23 protein-coding genes and 1 pseudogene are annotated in these 21,016 nt (G+C 31.1%); 2 read left to right on the top strand and 22 right to left on the bottom strand.

Going from position 1 to position 21,016, the window contains the following annotated elements; genetic code table 11:
• Positions 1 to 188: 188 nt before the first annotated feature.
• The 8 genes and pseudogenes from ACJAX4_RS11870 to ACJAX4_RS11835 all read right to left on the bottom strand — a co-directional run.
• The gene (locus ACJAX4_RS11870; RefSeq protein WP_435789672.1) at positions 189 to 386 is read right to left on the bottom strand and encodes a PF20097 family protein; all 198 of its coding nucleotides are present in this window, start codon (positions 384 to 386) and stop codon (positions 189 to 191) included.
• Between the two features lie 233 nt (positions 387 to 619).
• Positions 620 to 1,297, bottom strand: a complete 678-nt coding sequence (locus ACJAX4_RS11865) for a 5'-methylthioadenosine/S-adenosylhomocysteine nucleosidase (RefSeq protein ID WP_435789671.1) — start codon at positions 1,295 to 1,297, stop codon at positions 620 to 622.
• Positions 1,298 to 1,571: 274 nt separating this feature from the next.
• Positions 1,572 to 1,727 (bottom strand): hypothetical protein, encoded by a 156-nt coding sequence (locus ACJAX4_RS11860; RefSeq protein ID WP_435789670.1) that lies wholly within the window; start codon positions 1,725 to 1,727, stop codon positions 1,572 to 1,574.
• Between the two features lie 251 nt (positions 1,728 to 1,978).
• Positions 1,979 to 3,811: a group II intron reverse transcriptase/maturase gene (gene ltrA / locus ACJAX4_RS11855; RefSeq protein WP_435789669.1), complete on the bottom strand. Its 1,833-nt coding sequence runs from the start codon at positions 3,809 to 3,811 to the stop codon at positions 1,979 to 1,981.
• 901 nt (positions 3,812 to 4,712) lie between these two features.
• A complete protein-coding gene (locus tag ACJAX4_RS11850; protein ID WP_435789668.1) occupies positions 4,713 to 4,853 on the bottom strand; it encodes a hypothetical protein in 141 nt (46 codons plus the stop codon).
• 37 nt (positions 4,854 to 4,890) lie between these two features.
• The gene (locus tag ACJAX4_RS11845; RefSeq protein WP_435789667.1) at positions 4,891 to 5,523 is read right to left on the bottom strand and encodes a tRNA-uridine aminocarboxypropyltransferase; all 633 of its coding nucleotides are present in this window, start codon (positions 5,521 to 5,523) and stop codon (positions 4,891 to 4,893) included.
• A 20-nt stretch (positions 5,524 to 5,543) separates the two neighbouring features.
• Positions 5,544 to 6,251 carry a DNA alkylation repair protein gene (locus ACJAX4_RS11840; protein WP_435789666.1) on the bottom strand — a complete coding sequence of 236 codons (708 nt, stop codon included), beginning with the start codon at positions 6,249 to 6,251 and terminating at the stop codon, positions 5,544 to 5,546.
• Positions 6,252 to 6,472: 221 nt separating this feature from the next.
• A pseudogene (locus tag ACJAX4_RS11835) lies at positions 6,473 to 7,018 on the bottom strand (DsbA family oxidoreductase); the annotation flags it as partial.
• Between the two features lie 265 nt (positions 7,019 to 7,283).
• Between ACJAX4_RS11835 and ACJAX4_RS11830 the strand changes: the two are divergent.
• Entirely contained in the window at positions 7,284 to 7,733 is a 450-nt protein-coding gene (locus ACJAX4_RS11830; RefSeq protein WP_435789665.1) for a MarR family winged helix-turn-helix transcriptional regulator, read from the top strand.
• 51 nt (positions 7,734 to 7,784) lie between these two features.
• On the top strand, positions 7,785 to 9,149 hold the full coding sequence (locus tag ACJAX4_RS11825) for an MATE family efflux transporter (RefSeq protein WP_435789664.1): 1,365 nt from the start codon (positions 7,785 to 7,787) through the stop codon (positions 9,147 to 9,149).
• 96 nt (positions 9,150 to 9,245) lie between these two features.
• Here ACJAX4_RS11825 and ACJAX4_RS11820 read toward each other — a convergent pair whose 3' ends face one another.
• From ACJAX4_RS11820 to ACJAX4_RS11755, 14 genes are all read right to left on the bottom strand, one after another.
• Complete coding sequence (locus ACJAX4_RS11820) at positions 9,246 to 10,601, bottom strand: MATE family efflux transporter (protein ID WP_435789663.1); 1,356 nt, start codon at positions 10,599 to 10,601, stop codon at positions 9,246 to 9,248.
• 58 nt (positions 10,602 to 10,659) lie between these two features.
• Complete coding sequence (locus ACJAX4_RS11815; protein ID WP_435789662.1) at positions 10,660 to 11,301, bottom strand: cyclase family protein; 642 nt, start codon at positions 11,299 to 11,301, stop codon at positions 10,660 to 10,662.
• A gap of 24 nt (positions 11,302 to 11,325) precedes the next feature.
• On the bottom strand, positions 11,326 to 11,937 hold the full coding sequence (locus ACJAX4_RS11810) for an SGNH/GDSL hydrolase family protein (RefSeq protein ID WP_435789661.1): 612 nt from the start codon (positions 11,935 to 11,937) through the stop codon (positions 11,326 to 11,328).
• Between the two features lie 37 nt (positions 11,938 to 11,974).
• Positions 11,975 to 12,787: an aminoglycoside N(3)-acetyltransferase gene (locus tag ACJAX4_RS11805; protein WP_435789660.1), complete on the bottom strand. Its 813-nt coding sequence runs from the start codon at positions 12,785 to 12,787 to the stop codon at positions 11,975 to 11,977.
• A gap of 40 nt (positions 12,788 to 12,827) precedes the next feature.
• Complete coding sequence (locus ACJAX4_RS11800; protein WP_435789659.1) at positions 12,828 to 14,060, bottom strand: hypothetical protein; 1,233 nt, start codon at positions 14,058 to 14,060, stop codon at positions 12,828 to 12,830.
• Positions 14,061 to 14,096: 36 nt separating this feature from the next.
• A complete protein-coding gene (locus tag ACJAX4_RS11795; protein WP_435789658.1) occupies positions 14,097 to 14,906 on the bottom strand; it encodes a YdcF family protein in 810 nt (269 codons plus the stop codon).
• Positions 14,907 to 14,941: 35 nt separating this feature from the next.
• Positions 14,942 to 15,544 carry a YdcF family protein gene (locus tag ACJAX4_RS11790; RefSeq protein ID WP_435789657.1) on the bottom strand — a complete coding sequence of 201 codons (603 nt, stop codon included), beginning with the start codon at positions 15,542 to 15,544 and terminating at the stop codon, positions 14,942 to 14,944.
• Between the two features lie 23 nt (positions 15,545 to 15,567).
• Positions 15,568 to 16,122 (bottom strand): GNAT family N-acetyltransferase, encoded by a 555-nt coding sequence (locus ACJAX4_RS11785; protein WP_435789656.1) that lies wholly within the window; start codon positions 16,120 to 16,122, stop codon positions 15,568 to 15,570.
• 18 nt (positions 16,123 to 16,140) lie between these two features.
• Positions 16,141 to 17,910, bottom strand: coding sequence for a M3 family oligoendopeptidase (locus ACJAX4_RS11780; RefSeq protein ID WP_435789655.1), 1,770 nt, complete (start codon positions 17,908 to 17,910; stop codon positions 16,141 to 16,143).
• A gap of 43 nt (positions 17,911 to 17,953) precedes the next feature.
• Complete coding sequence (locus tag ACJAX4_RS11775; protein ID WP_435789654.1) at positions 17,954 to 18,529, bottom strand: GrpB family protein; 576 nt, start codon at positions 18,527 to 18,529, stop codon at positions 17,954 to 17,956.
• Positions 18,530 to 18,580: 51 nt separating this feature from the next.
• A complete protein-coding gene (locus ACJAX4_RS11770; RefSeq protein WP_435789653.1) occupies positions 18,581 to 19,207 on the bottom strand; it encodes a hypothetical protein in 627 nt (208 codons plus the stop codon).
• 138 nt (positions 19,208 to 19,345) lie between these two features.
• Positions 19,346 to 19,906, bottom strand: coding sequence for a hypothetical protein (locus ACJAX4_RS11765; protein WP_435789652.1), 561 nt, complete (start codon positions 19,904 to 19,906; stop codon positions 19,346 to 19,348).
• Positions 19,907 to 19,939: 33 nt separating this feature from the next.
• A complete protein-coding gene (locus ACJAX4_RS11760; protein ID WP_435789651.1) occupies positions 19,940 to 20,506 on the bottom strand; it encodes a GNAT family N-acetyltransferase in 567 nt (188 codons plus the stop codon).
• A gap of 181 nt (positions 20,507 to 20,687) precedes the next feature.
• Positions 20,688 to 21,016 (bottom strand): DUF7010 family protein (locus tag ACJAX4_RS11755; RefSeq protein ID WP_435789650.1); only part of this gene is annotated, 329 nt, incomplete at its 5' end.

The following is a 21,016-nucleotide window of genomic DNA, read 5'->3' as shown; positions in this document are numbered from 1 at the left end:
GTCCCTTTTCGTAACTCCCTCCTGGATTTTACTAGGATGACGTATCCCCCTTTTGGCGACCTCATATTGTAGACTCACTCAGTATAAGAATAATTGTTAGAGGACACTTTAATTTGCAGTAAATCCTCTATTTTAGACATGAATATCAGCAACTATAAATATGTATAGAAAAGTGTGAACTATTCGTACTATTGCCCATCAACAGGAATGTCACTTATGAACTTATTGCAAAAGATACATTTGTAAGTTTCTATTTTAGGACACCCACTCCTAGTTAAAGCATGTATTATGCCCTTATGTGCATCTTTTTCTACCCACTTTAATTCTACTCTACTTCCGTAGATGTCGCCTTTTAACATCTCCTTATCACAATATGGACATTTCATATAATAGTCCTCCTTAGTTTTTATTTAGTTTACTAATCCTTTTAAAAAATAGTATGTCGTGCTTTTATACTAGGACGTCATATAACCATTTTCCTATAACTTTAATTTTTCGAACTTCTAATTATAGACACAACCTGTACATTTTATCTGATTTGTTATTACGAGCTTAAAGCGTAGTATGCATTAATTAGCACATATTATGTTCACAATATGCTTGTATTATATATTTATATTTAAAAATCATTAAGGATTCTGTTTGTTATATCTATACAAATTCTTGCGGATTCATTAATCGCATTTTTAAATTCATTAACTCCACCAGTAATGCTGTCAGATACAGTTTTTATCAATAAGCATGGAATTTTGTTTTTATTACAAGTCAACACAATTCCAGCAGCCTCCATTTCACATATTTCTGCATTAAAAATATTATGCAATTCTTCTTTTTTCTCTTTTCTTGCAATGAATTTATCTCCTGAAGCACAAATTACTTTTCTTAACAATGGTTCACTTTTAAGGGCTTCATCCACGATTTCTTTTGTTGTAGATATATAAACACTCGGATATTCAAGATATCTTCCAACATCACATCCATCAGCCTCTGATGTATCAAAATCATAATGGACAACACTTTCAACAATACATGTTCTCGCTAATGACATCTCATGTGTCAAACCACCTACAACACCAAAGTTTACAATAAAATCCACTCTAAATTGTGATATTAAAAACTGTGTTGTCATAGCAGCAGCAATTTCTCCCGCTCCACTATGTATAACAAATAAATTATTTTCACCTAATTTATATTGATATACCGAATATCCTGCAAATTCTAATTTTTTAATTGGCAACCCATATTTATTTAATACTGCTTCTATTTCAACAGCCACAATCATTCCTATATTTTTCACTTTATTCACCTCATAATATATATATTCTTTATTTCGAACTATGAATAGGGCTTCATATACTCATTTCCCTATAACTTTGTTTTTGAACTTCCCATCATAGACACAACCTGCCTAATTTATTTAATTTCTTAGTAATTCTTACAGTTGAATTTTAAATTCAAGGTTCCTTATAAATTCATATAAATATTTATATTTTTTTATTCATTTTCTGTTCTTTTAGCGATCTTTTTTGATTTAGCTTGTCTTTCTTCATACATATCTTGAATCCAAACACTTACCGGTGCTTTCCATTGTTCACTTTTATTTGTAATATTTTAATCAAGCTTCTAGGGTTTAAATCCATTTCTTTTGCCATCATTAATATTTCAGCATTAAGCTTACATTTCTTTTTTGCTTCTTCCCACTCAGAAGCTTTTTTGTTAGTAGCCATATATTATTTCCCCCAATCATTTCAATTGCATGGTTCTCAATCAAGTCTTACCTATATAATTTTAAGTAGAGAGAAAGTACATTTCATCTCGTGATCTAGACGTCTGAGAGCGATCGCTTATATGCCCTACACCTATAAGATTTACATATTTTTCGACTATAAGAATAGGTAAGAATTTGATGTTATCTCTTTCTTTTCCCCTCTCCCACACCGTACGTGAGACTTTCACCTCATACGGCGCTCCACCAATGTTAATTATTTATATTTAAAATCACAAGATTTCCAACAAGTTTACGAAGTGCATTAATTTTTATAAAGGCTTTTTCATCCAACTTTATCCCTTGCTTTAATTGGGTTATTTTTTCTACCACTTCTTCATCAATAATATAACTCATTTCTTGATTTACCAATATAAGATTGTGGTATTTATCTGTTCCACCTTTGTATTTTGGGAGCTTATTTCTTGTTACCATATTATTTAAATCTAATTTTACTTTACTAATATGGCATAATCCCTTTTGACCTACATAGAGGGATATTCTGTTATCATTTTTCTCTATGCTATCTTTTTTAACAGGATTATTTACGAGAAATTTAATAGCTTCCTTGTACTCTGCTTCCAAGTCTTTATGAAGATAGTACCTTCCTTCAATAGTATATCTGCTTGCTATATTTTTCATATAACTGGCTAACTTTAATTTTATTCCAGCTATAGGGAATATAGTTGTTTTACATATACTTGTTACTTTAAAGTTATATCTCCCATAAATTCTTTCATAGGTTTTATTTGGGTATATCTTATCACTTCGTATACTTCTTGTTCGATTAAATAGCCTTTTTCTAACTAAGAAATTTATTTCACTAAAATCAAGATTTACATGGGTAGCTATTCTATAATAATTATGCCACCCTAGTATCATTGAATTCAGTTTGTCCACATTATATACCTTCGGTTTATTTTTAATTTTATCAATTTGATTTCTGTATTTTTGGGTTATCTTCTTCTTGGCTTTATCAGATATCCTACTATTTATTACATAGCTTTTTCGTTTTTTCACAGCCTTAATTTTAAAGCCTAGAAAATTCGAATAATTCTTTCTTAAATTTATTACTTTCGATTTTTCTTTATTTATATCTAATCCAAGTCTTTCTTTTAGCCATTTGCTTACCGCAATAAATATTTTTTGTGAGGATTTAGCATCTTTTGTTAAAATCTTAAAGTCATCAGCATAACGAACTATGTACATTTCTTTTAATCTACTTTTCTTCAATGCTTTTATTTTGCTACAATAGTTTGAGCTTCCTTTTGTTTTCACACCTCTCCATTGACTATCTATCCACCAATCTAGTTCATTTAACACTATATTGGATAATATCGGAGATAAAATTCCACCTTGAGGGGTTCCCTTCTCGGGAATTCCAATTCCTTCGATCTCTGCTTTTAACATTTTTGATATTATACTAATTAATGCTTTATCTTTTATTCCCAAAGTCCACATCTGTTTTAAAAGTTTCCCATGGTTAACATTATCGAAAAAGCCTTTAATATCAATATCTACAGCATAGTGAAGTTTATTTATATTAACCAGGCTATTTACTTTTGCGATAGCATTTTCAGCACTTCTATCACACCTAAATCCATAATTCCCATGATAAAATTTTGCTTCTACAATTGGTTCTAGTATCTGCTTAATACATTGCTGCACCATCCGATCTTCTATAGTAGGTATCCCTAGAGGTCTGATTCCACCGTCAGGTTTTGGTATTTCAACTCTTCTCACTGGCATAGGAACATAATTTTTGAATCTTCCTTGTATATACTCTACCCATTCAGATATTTGATAGTTTTCTATATGTTTTATATTAGTTTCGTTAACTCCTGCCGTTTTACTGCCCTTATTATTTTTGATATTTCTATAAGCTAAAAGTATATTTCTTTCAGTGATTATTTCAGAAATCAAATCCTTAAAAACATAATTTTCTTTGCTCTTTCTATAAAGTATATCTTGTATTTCTTGACTATCATAATATTCGTTATTTCTTAGTTTTTGCTTCTTTAATAATGGTTCTTCACTTGTCGTCATTAGTCAGCCTCATTTCAAATGAATTTGGCTTCTTTTAGTCTTAATCGAACCTAATGAATATCATATAATTTTATATTTTCTTAACACTGACTTGTGGCTATCCCTCCATTTATTTTCATAAATTTCTACAGTACTATGCCACTACTTTCACTGATATAAAAGCAAGTTATAACTTAAGCCTTTCCTTGCTACCACTTCAAAAGAAGTAAGTCCTCCATGTTATCAGCTTCCCACGTTCCGATAACTTTATCTTTACATATATCTTTAGGTAACCCTTATGAGCCTGTGTGCTTGATACTACCTTTAATAGTATATGGTTTTTCATAACGCGAATTTTTACTAAACCACACACACACTACAACTTTGGTAACTACATCATTTCTGGTGTATCTATATTTAGACCCGTACATTCAGAGTTTCGTCAGTCCACCTTCGGACATTCTTACCATGGATATTTTACAGACTCCCGGCCTATATCACCCTCGACTACCTCTAGTTCGCATTTCCTCAGCTAATATGTTAGGGGGTGACCTCAGCCGACTTCACCGAGCTTATAACAAAACTTAACTTACTTATAGCTTCGCTATTCGGAGTATCAGAGAAAGCCCTTTAAGGCGTTACCCTATCATTTGACTTTTCAAGTTATCAGTTCTCTCAACCTTACGGTTAAAGGCTAATCATTTAAATTAGCAACGTGTCGCACTCCCATTATAGACATATTGAGAATATGCAATTTTGCTTCCTATAATACCATTATTCTACAAATATGTTTAATATCCTTCAAAACATAAAAGTTTCAATCTTTTAAATTAATTTACTATAAGTTAAACGACCTAAACATAATTAGGGTATTAAAGCGATTATAATTTATGTCGACGTTACTTATAACTCTCAGTATATACTAAGTTTTATTTTTAAAAAGCCAGGAGTTTTTAATCATTTTTAGATTAAAAGTTCCTGGCTTTTGATGTGATTTTTTTATTAATGACACGCGTTTTCTTATCTCAGTATCCCAAGTTTTAGCGTAGTCACCATAATTCATAGTTATATTTCCTCCTTATATGATTTGCAGAAGCCAGTTATTCCTTTAATTTATGACCACTTGCTCCAGCTTTGTAGCTCTTTAAAAATAGATTATAAAATTCATCAATAACTTTTGAATTTCCAATCTCTTTATTTATTTTTAATAATTCAACTGCGGCTTCGATTGTACATAAATCTCCTTCAGCAGCCCCTCTTCGTAAATCATAACGAGACTTAAAATTTGGTTGTAATGAAATCCTAGGTAACTTATTTAGATAATCACTTTTCCTAAGTATTTTACGTGCTTCTTTCCAAGTACCATCTATTAAAACAAATGCAGGAATTTTACCTGTATTTTTATATTCAACTTTGCTACACTGCGATTCATCTTCTGCTGGAAATACCAAATAAGAATCATATATTTCATTATTTAAGTTCTCAATTAATCTCTCTGGATTTTTTGTTCTTTCCCAAAGAAAAATCTCAGTAGAATCTGGATTAACAAGCTTTAATAACCTTGCAGTGTTAGAAGGTCTGTAAAGCTCTCTTTCAGTTGATAGAATCCAAATTCTTGCGCTAGTACTGATTTTATGTGCACTATTACAGATACAAGTGATTTTTGGTAAACCACATTTGTCGCAACTATCATATAGACTTGTTATTTGCTTTATTTTATACTTACAATTCATATTTCCTCCTATTTGTCTCATTAACATCTTACGTGTTTACGTTTAAATCCTATTCTTCCTTTATCCACTCCATTTTGAATATATTCTATTGCAACATTCGTCTGACAGAGTTTTTTGCCCATAAAGACATCTACCTTTCCTACCTCTTGAGCAATTTTAGTTGCTTCTTCATGAAGCGGCAAATAAGAAATCCCAACTGCCATAATAAAATTGTTCATAGCAAATTTAACGCGGTTTGGCTGGGTGTGTATCGCGATACGCACCCTATTAAGCATTGTCAAAAGTTTATCCTTGTCAAATTCACTGTCTTTACGTGTGCCTAGTAGCCACTCATAGCAACTCCAGCCAGCCGACATTTTTAATTCTTTTCCGCTATCAATCCAGCGGTCGGCAACGGAAAAGGCAATATCTGTTTCTGCAAGAGTTACCGCTACAATGAACTCTGAAATCATATAAAAATAAGCACCATCAATCCATCTGTTAAAGTCTTCTTCGACCATTTTATTTGGCTCAGCTATCATGCCAGCTAAATACATAGCATCATAATTTCCTGTTGCATAAAGCTGATTTGCCAAAGACTGGTTATACTTTACTTTGTTGAAAATCGGCTTCATAGCGCTTATGGTTACGCCAAAAATAGGCTCTTGCGCACCATTGCTCATGTATTTTTTTTTGATACTTTCTTTACCAAGAGACTTCAGTTCATCCATGATTTCGTTTAGTTCCATTTGTAACATCTCCCTTAAATTTATAGTGAAATTCATAAATTGACATTATCATCGGAATGCTTATTAATGACTATTATAATACTATTGCAAATTTTAAAGTATCTATTTGACTCAAAACTAACTGACCCTACAAAGTAGAGTCAGCTAGTTTTGAGTCAAATATGGCTCTTTTTTTAACTGTCTACCTTATAGGGTCCATTATAAAATGCAAAGCTTTTTAATTATTTTAATGTGTCTAATATCTTCCTAAATTCATCTATAGGTTGTGCACCAACTATAGAGTATTTGTTATTTATAACAAAAGTAGGAGTGCTATTAATTTCCATGCTGTGAGCATCATTGGAACTTTTATTTAAGATAGTTTCATAGGCTCTATCCGTAACGTCGGTAATAAGTTCATCTTTATTTAGACCAAGTATATTACCTAAGTCCCCTAACACTTCTAAGCTTCCAATATCTTTTAAATCCCTAAAGTAAGCATCCATTAGCGCAGAGTGATACTCTTTTCCCTTACCATGAGCTCTAGCAAATTCTGCAGCCTCTAATGCATTATGAGAATTAGGCATGTGTTCTAATGTTCCAAAGTGAATTCCATATAGGGAGCCCGAGTTATTAAGGGTCCTTAGCATATTTTCTAAATTTGGTTTACTAAATTTTTCGCTAAGAGTTACACCTTTACCTGGAGTTTCTGGATGTATTTCTAGTCCTGACCATTCAATTTCAAGGTCATATTCTTTTTCAAGTTGATCGACAACACCTTTGCCGACATAGCAGAATGGTCATATATAGTCGGAAAAAATTTTAATTTTTATACTCATAACAATACCTCCAATTTTCCGTATAATATAAATGGCTGTTACCATTAAATATTAATTCATATTTATATTATAAACATATCGATATCTATTTTCAACTAATAATTATTATTTTTTTAATATTATGACAATAGTGAAAAAGGTTGCTAACGCAACCTTTTTATATTATAATCGAATAAGTTGTTATAGCAACTAATTCAATTAAGGAGGAATTTGAATGAATATCAATAATTATTCTGTAGGTAAATGGATTTCTATTCTTTATAGGTATGGTCAAATAAATATGTCTGAGCAATTTAAAAAATGCAATATCGGTACTGGTCAACACTATATGTTTTTATTACCACTATTTCATAATGATAGTATAACTCAAGAGCAATTATCTTTTAATCTTAATGTAGACAAAGCGACAACCGCAAGAGCAGTAAAAAAACTAGAACAAGAAGGTTACCTAATAAGAATTATTGACGACACTGATAAACGAGCTTACCGCTTATCTCTAACTAATAAAGCCATAAACATTAGACCAGACATTATGGATATTTTAACAAATTGGAGAAATACCCTTACAACGGGGTTTACTGAAGAAGAAAAAACTCAAGCACTTACACTACTTGAACGCATGAGCTCTAATGCTTGTTTAGCTATTAAAGGAAAGTGTAAATAACTTAACACTTCAAAATTTTCTAAAACTAACTATAAATAGGATGTGATTACTATGAGTAAAAACAATAGCCAACTCGGTACAGAAAAAATAAGTAAGCTACTATTAAAACTATCACTACCTGCCACTATAGGAATGCTAGTAACTGCTCTTTATAACATAATTGATACAATATTTGTAGGGCAATGGGTATCGCTCGATGCCATTGGTGGACTCGCTATTGCTTTTCCTATTCAAATGTTAATAATGGCTTTTGCTCAAATGATAGGAATCGGTTCAGCTTCAGTAATTTCAAGAAACCTCGGGGAAAATAATATTGAAAAAGCTGAGCATGTAGCGGGCAACTCATTTTTAGCTATATCAGTACTAAGCATATTTTTTGTAACATTTGGATTAGCATTTACAGAGCCAATACTAAAGGTATTTGGTGCTACAAACACATTATTACCCTATGCAAAAGATTATATTTCGATTATATTCATTGGCAGTGTTTTCTTTTCTTTTACAGTATCAAGCAATAATTTAGTAAGGGCAGAAGGGAATGCTAAAGTAGCAATGATTTCTATGTTACTTGGTGCAGGTATAAATATATTACTAGATCCAATATTTATAAAAGTTTTAGATTTGGGTATAAAAGGTGCAGCACTAGCAACAATTATTTCTCAATTTGCCTCTTTTACTTATTTGATTATTTACTTATATAGTGGAAAGACCTTACTTAAAGTTAAACTTCATCATATAAAGCCCAAAATAAGCATAATAAAAGAAATTGTTTCTATGGGCCTAGCACCTTTTTCAAGGCAGGTAGCAGGAAGCATTGTTGCTATCATACTAAATAACTCTTTAAAAATTTATGGTGGCGCCTCGGTAGACTTGCAAATATCAATACTAGGGATTATTAATCGAATAACAATGATGTTATATATGCCACTGTTTGGTATAGCCCAGGGGTTACAACCTATAGTTGGATTTAATTATGGTGCCAAAAATAGTGGTAGAATAAAAGAAGTAATTAAATTAGCTTTAATAACAACTACAACTTTAGCATCTATGGGTTTTATAGTTTCTCAATCAATACCAGAATTAATTATGAAAATTTTTAATGACGATCCCCAGTTAACGCAAACCGGCTCAGTTGTGTTACGAATAGCAGTTGCAATGTTACCACTTATTGGCTTGCAAATGGTTGGCTCAACAGTATTTCAATCAATTGGGAAAGCTTTACCCGCACTTATTTTATCTTTATCAAGGCAGGTTTTATTCTTTATACCCTTAGTTTTAATATTGCCAAGATTTATGGGCATCATGGGCATTTGGATCTCATTCCCCATCGCTGATTTATCTTCAGCTATTGTTACTGGTATAATGCTTAAGAAAGAATTAAAAAATATACCCATTGATCTTAAAATTTCAACATAACTAATGTCTAGCTAATAGACTATATATAGCAGTAAAAGAACAGGATATATTTATACCTGTGCTTTTCATTTGCAAATTTTCAATTATTGGGCCCCCTCATTGAGGCTTACTTCCTCTTATTTGAGGATGCTTTCTCAGAAATATGATAAACCAAGATGTTAGTATTGACCCTTTTAGAATACTACTAATGCTGATGCTCCACCATACCCCACTAAGTCCAAGAAAAGCTGACAATAAAAGTGCTCCCGGAATTCTCATAGCATTTAGAACAATGCCAACTATTGAAGGAGGCATTGTTCTTCCCAGGCCGTTAAAGGCTCCTGAAGTTGTCATTTCTATGCACATGAAAATCTGAGAAACTCCAAGTATTCTCAAATAAACTATGCCATCCTTTATTACATCTTTCTCAGAAATAAAAATAGAGAAAATAGGTCCTGGGAAAAATAATAGAAGGCAGGTTGTGATTGTTCCAAAAACTGCAACAATACCTAATGCTATAAAATACCCCTTATAAATTCTATCCCACTTTTTCGCTCCAAAATTTTGCCCTACAAAGGCACTTAGGGCAGTTTCGAAACCACCAGCTGTCATCCACGTTATTGATTCGATTTGTGACCCAACGCTTTGCACCGCAATTGGAGTTGATCCCCACCGCGATAGTATTCTAGCTATTATCATTGCAATTAATGTAAATACTCCACTTTGCATTGCAACAGGCAGCCCAAACCTTATGATTTTTTTCATATGATTCCAATCAGGTTTTTGCAGAAAATTTATTTGTGCAAAATAGTCCGTTTTCTTTGTTATGACATAAATAAATATAATCGTCACAACAAACTGTGCAAAGATTGTTGCAACAGCCGCTCCAGGAACCCCCATTTTGGGAAATGGTCCAATTCCTAATATTAAAAGAGGATCAAGCATTATATTAATAATAAGCCCCAGTATATTTATTCTAAAAGGTGTCCGACTGTCACCATGTCCATTAAATATTGCTGTAAGTACAGGTGGTAAAAAGAAAAATATCATTCCTGCCGAGACTATTGCAAGATAATGAGATGCCATACTAACAATAACATCAACTTTAATGTTAAAAAAACCCAAAAGATCTTTTCTGAAAATTATAAGTGTTGCTCCATATAAAATAGCTAAGACTATGTTCATTTGTATTGAATGTCTTATATAGTTTTTGGTTTCTATTCTATCTTTTCTTCCTACAGATTGTGCTACTCCAACCGCTGCACCTATTTGAGGAATTGTAATAAATGCGAAAGCAAACCAAGTAAAAAATCCTGCAGCACCTACTGCTGTAACAGCCCTAGATCCTAATGTACCAACCCATATCATATCTATCATACTATAAGCAGATTGCATAAGTGATGTTCCCATAATAGGCAGGGCTAACATTATAAGTTTTTTTAAAATATTTCCTTCAGTTAAATCATTTTTCATTAAGTGAGCCCCTAACTTTTAATTATACCTATTAAATAAAATAATAAATATATTCTTGTTATATATTTTCTATAGAAATAGCCCTTACTGGTGATCCATCAGCTTCTTTATTTTTAAGTGGAAGTATACTTAAAATAAAATTTTCACTACTAATGGAATCTAAATTTGTTAGGTTCTCAATAATTATGATGTTCTTTGGCATTAATATTTTATGAACTGCAAATGTGGTTGAATCCATATCATCAATTGAAATTGCGTCAATACCAATACCCTTTAAATTAAATTGTGACAACCATTTTGCCGATTCCTCACTTAAGGCAGGGAAACTCTCAAAATACCTTTTCTCACCCCAATATTTGCTCCAACCTGTTTTTATTATAATAAACTCAACATTTTTTATTTTTTCCTCATAGGGCTTTAAACTATCAACATCTATAAACTTTGTTTTTATATTTGAAAAATCTAGTATAGTAGCATTTCCAATAAACTGTTCTATATCTAAATCATCTAAATAAGGACCACTGCTGAGCATATGTGCAGGTGAATCTATATGCGTTCCTGTATGTGAGAACATAGTGATTTTCGCCTCTTGAAAACCATCCTTTTCCAAAGTGTTTGCCTTTATAAAAATTGGTTGTTCAGTTCCTGGAAAAACTGGCATATCCGAATAAATTGTGTGTGTTAAATCAGTAATTTTCATTATAACCCTCCATAATTTTATTTTCTAAATTCTGTTTAAATAACCGGCAATAAACGCTGCTTGTAATTCTCTAATTTTCCCTTTGAAATGAACATGATCTAAATAAATATCTCTACCTAAATTTCTAGTGAAGTTATACATATCTATGCACGGGATATTATAGTTACCCATTATTTCTTTTGCAGCAATATCATAGGCATATACATCTTTACTATATCTTAAAACGCCTTCTGTTCTAGCATTATGAATTTCATCTATAACTGGTGTTAATCCAATCCATATGGTCTTATTCGCCATAAGATTTGACAAATCAATTATCTTTCTTAAATTCATTTTGTAATCATTCAATTCAACCTGAACTTTATTTAACGCTCTGTCACGTCGAACATCATGTAATCCGCAATTGATTAGCAATATATCATATTTTGTATTACGCGAATATTCCTTAGCTAAATAATCCATGACCATAACACTATCACCTGCATTAGCTCCAATTGGACTGTCCAAATCTGTAATTGCTTGTTCTATACCCCTTTTTCTATCATACTCAAATTTATCTTTAATATTGGTCTTAAGATATGGACCATAGTGTATTGAAACACTATCACCTATAACATATATATTTCGCTTATCCATTTGTTTTACCTCTTTTCCTACTATAAAAATTTAAGTTTTAAACAAATCTATTATTTTGTATCCACTTTTTCGCAAAATCAACTCCTATTTTCATTTTAAATAACTTGCACTCCGCACTACCTATTTTACCTAATACCACATTATTAGTCTCTTCAAATGCATTTCCTAATTTTTCGAAATCTTCATCAGAATTATAATCGAAGTCCTCAAACCACTTCCAAATTCTTTTATTGTTTTCTATTATAGCGGCACCCATTGTTTTTAAGGGCATTTTATCATTTAATGCCTCTGCAAGATGAAAGCTTGTACATGAATCATAGCCAACACCTAACATAAGTACTTTTGTATTTAGATTATACATTTTACCTAAAGGGGATTCCATTCCAAATTGAGGTGTTAGCTTATGATTACTAATAATATTATTTGCTAACTTACCCCAGGCTACAAATGATACTTGCGGATGATTGGATCTGTATACCTTAGGCAAGGTTCTAAATAATTCAGCAATGTTTCCCATTCCCCTGCTTTGAGTAAGATTCACATCGAACGCTGGCATATTTTCATATATAAGTTGTATCCATTCCTTAGGAACAGGTGGATTCCCCCATTCAACAGGATCGGAAATTTCGCCACTATGACTAGGCATTATTAAAGTACCACTTGGACTAATAACCTGCTGAAGAGCCATTATCACTGCTTGAGCAGCGCCGCAAACCCAACCAATACTTGACATAGAAGAATGTACTAATATATTATCTCCACTTTTAATACCTAGATTCGATAAATCATTACATATGGTATCTACTGTATTTATGTTTTTAGTTGTTTCTATTACTTTTCCTTCACTCAATACTTCATCCCCTTATTTAATAAATCGGCATAGTCAGTAATTAATAATTACTTATAAGTTTAGTCCATTTATCAACATATTCACCTGTAGCCCATTGATTAAGGATTATACTTTCATTTTCATCCACATCAATACTTAATGATGGTTTATCAATTCCAAGTTTAGGATTTGTAAAAACAAGTAGTTTAGTAGGAGTTAAAACTGCTAAAATATCATCCTTAGGAGATGATACTGCGTCTTTAGCTTGAGGTATTTTTTGCTTTATCTCGTTCCAGTCAATACATAAACTATCATAGGATGTTATTTTAGTTGGAAGATTAATATCAGTGTTAATATATTCTTTTACAGTTTTCCCATTAGAACCATTCCCATTATGTCGGTATATTCTGAAGAGTGGAATAGAGACTTGCCATTTTCCTTCACTTCTAAATAAGTGGAGATTTTTAGTATCTATAAGTTGATCTACCTTGATGTACCCATCTAAACTAATATTTTTATCGTATTTTTGGGAATATCCTTTAAGTTTTAGCTGCTCGCTTTTATCTAACAAGTTAAAAAGTGGTTTAGTATTATCCAGCCCATCTAAATTAGATAAATCACCTATTTCATATATTTTAAAATCATCATATGAACTCTTATAAGTTCCTCCACCTGTATCATAATAAGTAGTCCTAATAGATGCATAGTTATTTCCTACATAATAAAGCTGTTGTGTTTTCAATTTATAAGCGTTTCCCATAGACCCTTCCTGAGCGTTAAGATATTTTTTCTTGAAAGTAGCAGGTGTAAATAAATCACTCATAGATTTATCAGCTGGATGTGAAACTATATTTGAAAAATTACAATATGAACTATAATTACTAAAAATATCTTCTGGTTGATTTTCAGAATGACTAATTGGATCTGACATAATAAATTTGTTATTTTCAATCTTGTAAAAGCTATCTTTGTAGGGTACAATTATCTCATTTTTCTTTTCATAAGTTATTTTTTCATTGTCTTCATATATCCATAATGTTCTGTAATCATTTGGTATTTTTTTCATAGGAGTATCATTTATTTCATTATCTTTTGATAATCCTATTAGTAAACCAGAGTTAATTTTAGAACCTGTATCATTTTCAACTTTATCCTTGCTTGTTATAATTTCAGAACTTTTATTGTTATTAGTTGTTTTTTCATTTGTAGGTTGTTTGCTACTACAACCAACAGCTAAAATGCTAAGTACAGCAAAAGAAACTAAAAATTTATGAGTCCTAACTAAATTTTTCATTTGTACAACAGCTCCCTTATATTTATAAAGTCTTATTTACTTTCTATTTTTAATTTCATTATATTCATCATAATTGGATAACAATCTTTTATAAGAACAAAGAACTTCTTCTGGAATATCCACATGTGATATAACGCCTTTTCCTTTTGGGCCGTAGCCATTTTCAACATCATTTAACCTTGGAATTTCACCCATTATTAGATCAATAAATCTATCTTTAGTCCATAAGCCACCTATCTCTCTGTTTATATACTCATAACCATTCTCAGATATCTTTAGTTGTGGTATAAATGGAGAATAACTTATAATTAATGTATTTTCTTCTTGCCACTCTTTTAAAAAAGAAGCATGACTTCTTAATTGCATAGTCGGGTCCTGAATTAATATTATAGATTTCGGGACTTTATGTTTTTCCTTAAGTATATTCAATGCTTTAGAGGCATTCTCACCACAATTAGTAGATTTACTTTCTGTGATAATTTTATCTTGCTGAATATTTTCTCCTGCTACAATAATTCGCCTTAATATATCCGCTTCAGATTTATCATTTACTTCAATATTTTTATATTTATTATTTTCTAATACATTTCGGATTAAATATTTGGTAGAATGGCCTATTCCACCTACTATCATTATATCTTTAGATAAACCATTTTTATAAGCTCTTGCTCCGATTTCAGCTATATAGGGAATACTGTTCCCTAAAATTATTATCATATCAACTTGTGTAATTCCGAAGTTTTTAACTAAGGCGTTGGATGATAGTTCACTTATATCTCGTTTGGATAGAAATTCAATGATTTTATTTATATCCTCTACTACTTGAAATCCAACTGAATTACTCATATTATACCTCCATTGATGCTACATATAGCAATATTTTAATTTATATCGTTCTTAAATAACTTAATCAAACCTTTAAACTGGCTACCACACCTCATAAGTTCCCCCATTACTTTATCATTACCGCTATCAAATTTAAACCAGTTATCTTTGTTAATACCTTCTGTTTCAGTGGGACAAATAATAAATTCAGTATTCGGGTAGCATAAATTATAGTACATTAAGCAACGTCTAGCATGATATGATTTACAGCAAATGATAGCTTTTTTAATAGTGAGATTATGTTTATCTGTGACTTCTTTTGAATTAATAGCGTTCTGATATGTGTATTCAGCGCTATCTTCTTTCAAAATTGCAGTTTCGTCAACCCCGTTCTGAATAAGTACATCCTTTAAAAATTCCCATTCTGTATTATACTTTTTATTATATTTAGCCGCTTTTGACAGTGAACCAGGAAAATATCCGCGTTTGACACTGTATTTTCCAGATGGAAGGATTATATTCGAGAAATTTTTATTACAAAGCAAAGCTGCATTTTCTGCAATTTCAGCATAAGAGCCTCCTGGAATGAAAATAATATCTGCTTGTTCTGGAATATCTTCAACAAAAATAAAGTTTGTAATATCATCAATAATTCTCATATAAACTCCTCATATTATAATTTTTAGTCATTCCATTCACTTTTAAGCATAGAATAGTTAAGTTGATCGAATTTATTTCCATCAATCCAATAATGTTCTCTTAATCTTCCATCCAATTTAAAATCAAACTTTTCTAAAAGCTTGATTGAAGGTATATTACTTGGAGATGTTGTTGCATAAATCTTATTTAGATTAGATTTATCATCTGTAAATGATTTTTCTATGAACTGAGTTAACATAATAATTCCAAGTCCTTGTTCCCTATTGTAACTTGGCATATAATATCCAAATTCAGCACTATGATTTCTTGGATTAAAATCAAATAATGTTATTTTGCCTAACGGTTTATTGTAAACTCCATTTTTGATTAGTACGTATATTTTCTGTTTTTCGTCAGAGATAGACTTTAATATTTTATAAGAATACTCATCAAATGATTTCTGCACTTTCAAAGGACGACAAGTATATTTCTCAAAATGTTTTTCTTCTGTGTTCCAATTATATAGTTGTTGAAGATGATGTTCTGATAATGAAATTAATTCATAATCACCATCGAAAGTTAAAGATCTATTCTTCATAAATTCCTCCTGCAAATTTTATTCTCTGTTGATAAACTCTTCTATGTCCTTTTTAACAAGATTTAAGCCATTTCTCCAAAACTCTATTGAGTGAACATCTATATCAATTATCTTAGCAATATCAACAATATTATTTTTACTCGTAGCACTTAAAAAATCAGTGTATTGTGATACAAAAGCTTCTCCTGTTTTTACATACTCTGCATAAAGTCCTTTAGAAAATAAAACTCCAAATGAATACGGGAAATTCAAAAATTCATTGCCAGCCATATAATATCCAGCTTTATTCATCCACATATATGGATGAATGGTTTTAGAATCAATACTATCACCATAAGCTTCTATCATACAACTTACCATTAATTCATTTAGCTCTTCAACAGATAGTGGACCTAATTTCCTTCTTTCATACAATTTCATTTCAAAATTATACCTACCATAGAAATCAACAATATAATATCCTACATCTGAAATACTTTTTTCTAAAATTGATAAACCTTCATTTATTGGTACAATATTAATTAACTCATTGTTTATTATGGTCTCACAGAATATTGAAGCTGTTTCTGCAATAGGGTTAGGATAATCTGTATTTAGCATTTTTTCATTTCTAAGACAGTAGCTATGATAAGCATGTCCGATTTCATGAGCAAGCACACCAACATCACAAAAGTTTCCAGTGAAATTAGTCATGATTCTGCTTTCTTGTATTGGGAAAATATCAACAGCTAGTCCGTAACTACCTTTACCCTCTCTTGGCTCAGCATCAATCCAGTTATCATCGAAGGCCTTCTTTGCAAAATCAGCAAGTTCTTCACTGAAAGTTTTAAAGCTGGATACAATTAAATTTCTGGCATCTAAATAGGATATTTTTGTATTAACATCAACCACAGGAGCAAAAACATCATAAAAGGGAAGGTTAGCTTCATGTCCTAGAATTTGTGCCTTTTTATGATAATATTTATGGAACATTGGCAGGCTCTCTTTTATAGCTGAGAGCATAGCATTTAAAGTTTCATGATCCATTCTTGATACCATAAGGACCTTATCCAAAGGTGATTCATATCCTTTCCTACTATAAATATTAAGGGCTTCTCCGCTAATTCCATTTAAACATGCTGCTGATGCATCCGATATGCTTTTACAGCCTTCTTCCTCTGCATAATAAGCTGATTTTCTTAAACACGCATCTTTTTCATATGCCATATTTCTGAGCTCTGAAAGAAACATTTTTTTTGATTCACCTTTAATAGTTATATCCGTTAGTACCGTAGATGTTAGTTCCATATAAAGTCTTTCCCAAGATTTAGAGCCGGTAATACGCATTTCAGCAATTATTATTTCTGCTTCATCGCTTAATAAATATTTTGATTGCAAAAGCAGTTCTTTAAGATAAAAACGGTGTTCTTTAAGATAAGTGGAAGTGTCTATTAGCTCATCTATATTATTTAAAGAATTAAGCCATTTGTTAAACTTCACAAAAGTATCTATAATTGATGCGTCTTTATAATCAATATCATCTAAGGCATTCATAGCCTCTATACTGGTGCTATCAGAACTTAGAATTAAATACGCGTAACAAGATAAACAAGAACATAAGCTTTTATATTCATTATAAAGCTTTAAAAACTCTTCAATTTTAGAAGAAGCTCTGTTTATATCTATAAGATTTCTTGAAGCCCATTTATTTAAATTTGATATATGATAATCTAGTAGTTTTATATCACCTTTAAACTTATCAGAATTAAAGGAGGTATAAAGTGTATCTAAATTCCATGTTAAATCCATTAATAACCACTCCTCAAAACTATTATTTAAATACTTTTTAAAATTAATATCTGGTTCCTAATTCTATTCTTGCTTGATCGGTAATATTTTTAATAAAATAAGATTTTGCATTTGTATATCCATCTCTGTCAAACTCATATTGTTCTTTTAATTGTAATTTTAATTCTCCATATTTTTCTGCAATTTCAGGATATAATATCAAATAATCACGAAAATATAGTTCATCCCAATCACCACTATAACGCACATGAATGTGATATGCTTGACCACTAAATCCGCTTTGAGTATAACCTTTCATAAACATCATGTGTGGAGCAGGATTGGTAGGCTGAGGACTATAATTGTAACCAATGCCTTTGAGTAAAGAAATTATTTGATCTGTATCCATATTATTTTGTATTTCTAATAAAATATCAATGGTAGGTTTAGCACGCAAGTTACATACAGCGGTACTTCCAAAATGATTTATTCTTATAATATTTTTCAAACCGATTGTTTGCTCAAGGTTCGTTTTTTCAGACAAATATAATGCATGCCATATTGGATTGTGCTCACTTATAATAATGGGGAAAAGCCTTCCTAATTCTTCGCTATTCATTTTGTCTAGTTGCTTTTTCAAAATTCTAACCACCTTATCTAAATAATCTTCACAATTTTAAAACTTTCATAATCACTTCAATTCAGTTCCACCCCATTCAACAACTGTAAAGCCCTTTCTTACGAATGGTTTTAACTGTTGATCTTCTAACTCTATAGATTTGTTTAAAGGCTTAAATATCATCATTACCCTTAATATAGAGTCTGGTTTTGGAGTTATCTTAAGCTGCGCTATATTTTCATAATCTTCTCCAGCAAAGGTTATAAGGTTATACTTATTATCTTTCATAACAGGAAGCCAATATACAATAAATTCATTATACTCTTTTGGTGTTAACCCCAAATATTCAAGTTTTTGTTGAAGAAATTTCTCTGTTTCATTTCCTTTAACTACAAAACCCTTCGACATATCCCACTTATTATCTGAAATTCCTTCCCAATATAAATATGAGTATTCTCTGTTGTCAGATAGATTAGTTAATGTGCCATCAGGTTTAGCTTTTACATTCCAGCCATCTTTATATTCTGGGTAAGTGCATGTAAGCTTACCTTTATATTTTAATTTAACGCTAACTGTCTGCTCTGAAGTTGGATATAGATAGATTACAGGTTTCTTAGCCTTAGGTGGTTCACAACCAGTTAATAATACTAAAATAAATGACAAAACTAGCACAAGAGTCTTTGCTTTTAATGGTTTCATATACAATCCTCCCAAATATTATTCTGTTTTTGCAAATCAATTTATAATATAACTGCTAACCTATATAGATTATAGCCCATAAATCCACAAAATTCCATATAAAAAATCCGCCAGCAAAGGTTGACGGAAGTGTAACAATCATTTAAATGTGCTTAAAATCTCATTACATCTTTTTATAAATCCTAATATTCTTATCAACAATATGATTGTTACTACAAAAATCCCAATAATATAAAGTACGCCCATTAGAGGTATAAAAATAATTATAAAAGCGCATAATGTTGCAATCTGTAACAACTTATATTGATTCCATTTTTCGTCAGATTCTCTTACTAAATCATATTCATGTTGTTTCTCTGCCATGTCCTTAATTCCCATAAATAAATTGTATACAACTAATAAATTAAGCACAAAGGAAGCAATTGCTATAGGTATACTAAATATCCCTAATAAACCTAAATTAATACCTCCACTTTGGACAGGCCCTAGGTATATGGAAAATACGGATAATATTATCAAGGGAACATTATATTTTTCAGCTATACTAAAGTAATTGCTATTTGCAACAAGACTCCTAAAGGCAGCCGCAAAGAATAAATAACCCACCACATCTGGTAAAATATCAAATCCTTGAATTCTGAAACTGAACATTGTAAATAAAAATCCCCAATACAATTTATTGAATCCACGTTCGGTCATACAACTACTCCTCATTAAATTATTTATGCAGATTTATACCAGTAATTTATACCCATCCTTTAATATTGAATAATATTTGCAGTCCACTAAAATACCCTTGCTATTCTTAAGGATTTTTCTTAAAATTCCCTCATATTCTAGACCACACTTTTCCATAACACGTCCTGACGCAGTATTAACTACTTCATGACGTCCTGTTATTCGTTGAAAACCTACGTCACAAAAGGCAAAATCAATAATTTTAAAAAATGCTTCTGTCATAATCCCTTTATTCCAAAAGCTTTGCCCTAAGCAGTACCCAATCTCACAGTGTTCATTATGATTATCAATATCCATTAAGCTAGCACTTCCAATCACACTTTTACTTTCTTTTAGTTCAATAGCCCATTGATAATTTTCTATGTCTTTATAAGAATTTATCCAAGTATTGATTATTTCACGACTTACTTCAACACTGCCGTGATTTGGCCAAGTAAGAAACTTAGTAACTTCTGAATCGGATGCCCAATTATTGAACATATCTTCAGCATCTGATTCTATAAATCTTCTTAATATTAATCTCTCTGTTTCTAAATAAGTTGTACCTGCATGACTTACCATGTATACGGCCCCCTAAATTATAATTTTCCATATAAGAATTCCAAATGCAAAATATAAACTTCCTAATGCAAAATATAAACTTCCTAATGGAAGATTATTTACTTGCGATAACCTGCGTTTCTGACTTGTACTTTAAACTTCTATTTAAGTAATTTTACATTTAAAAATTTAAGTTCACCCATCAACCATAGAGAAAATATATTATCATAACTATTGAGACAACAACTTCATTAAAATTAATTCCGATAATAAGAATAGAAAAAGATATTAGCACAGACATAACGGAATATGCCTTAGATTTATATAACCATCCATAAGGCAGTAAATGCGCTCCGAAGATAACCGCCAAAACCATTACCATTTTATCAGGTACTGTTGGGTATACCACATGGCAATTAAAATATATACCTTTTTTACCTTGTTTTGAGATATCCAGTCTTAGTTCATCTAAACTCATAACATTTCCCCCATTATAAACAAACATAATAATTTTATAGTTTATTATACTAT

Source organism: Clostridium sp. (assembly GCF_051278035.1).
Classification (GTDB): domain Bacteria; phylum Bacillota; class Clostridia; order Clostridiales; family Clostridiaceae; genus Clostridium_AD.
This window is presented reverse-complemented; position numbering and strand designations above follow the sequence as displayed.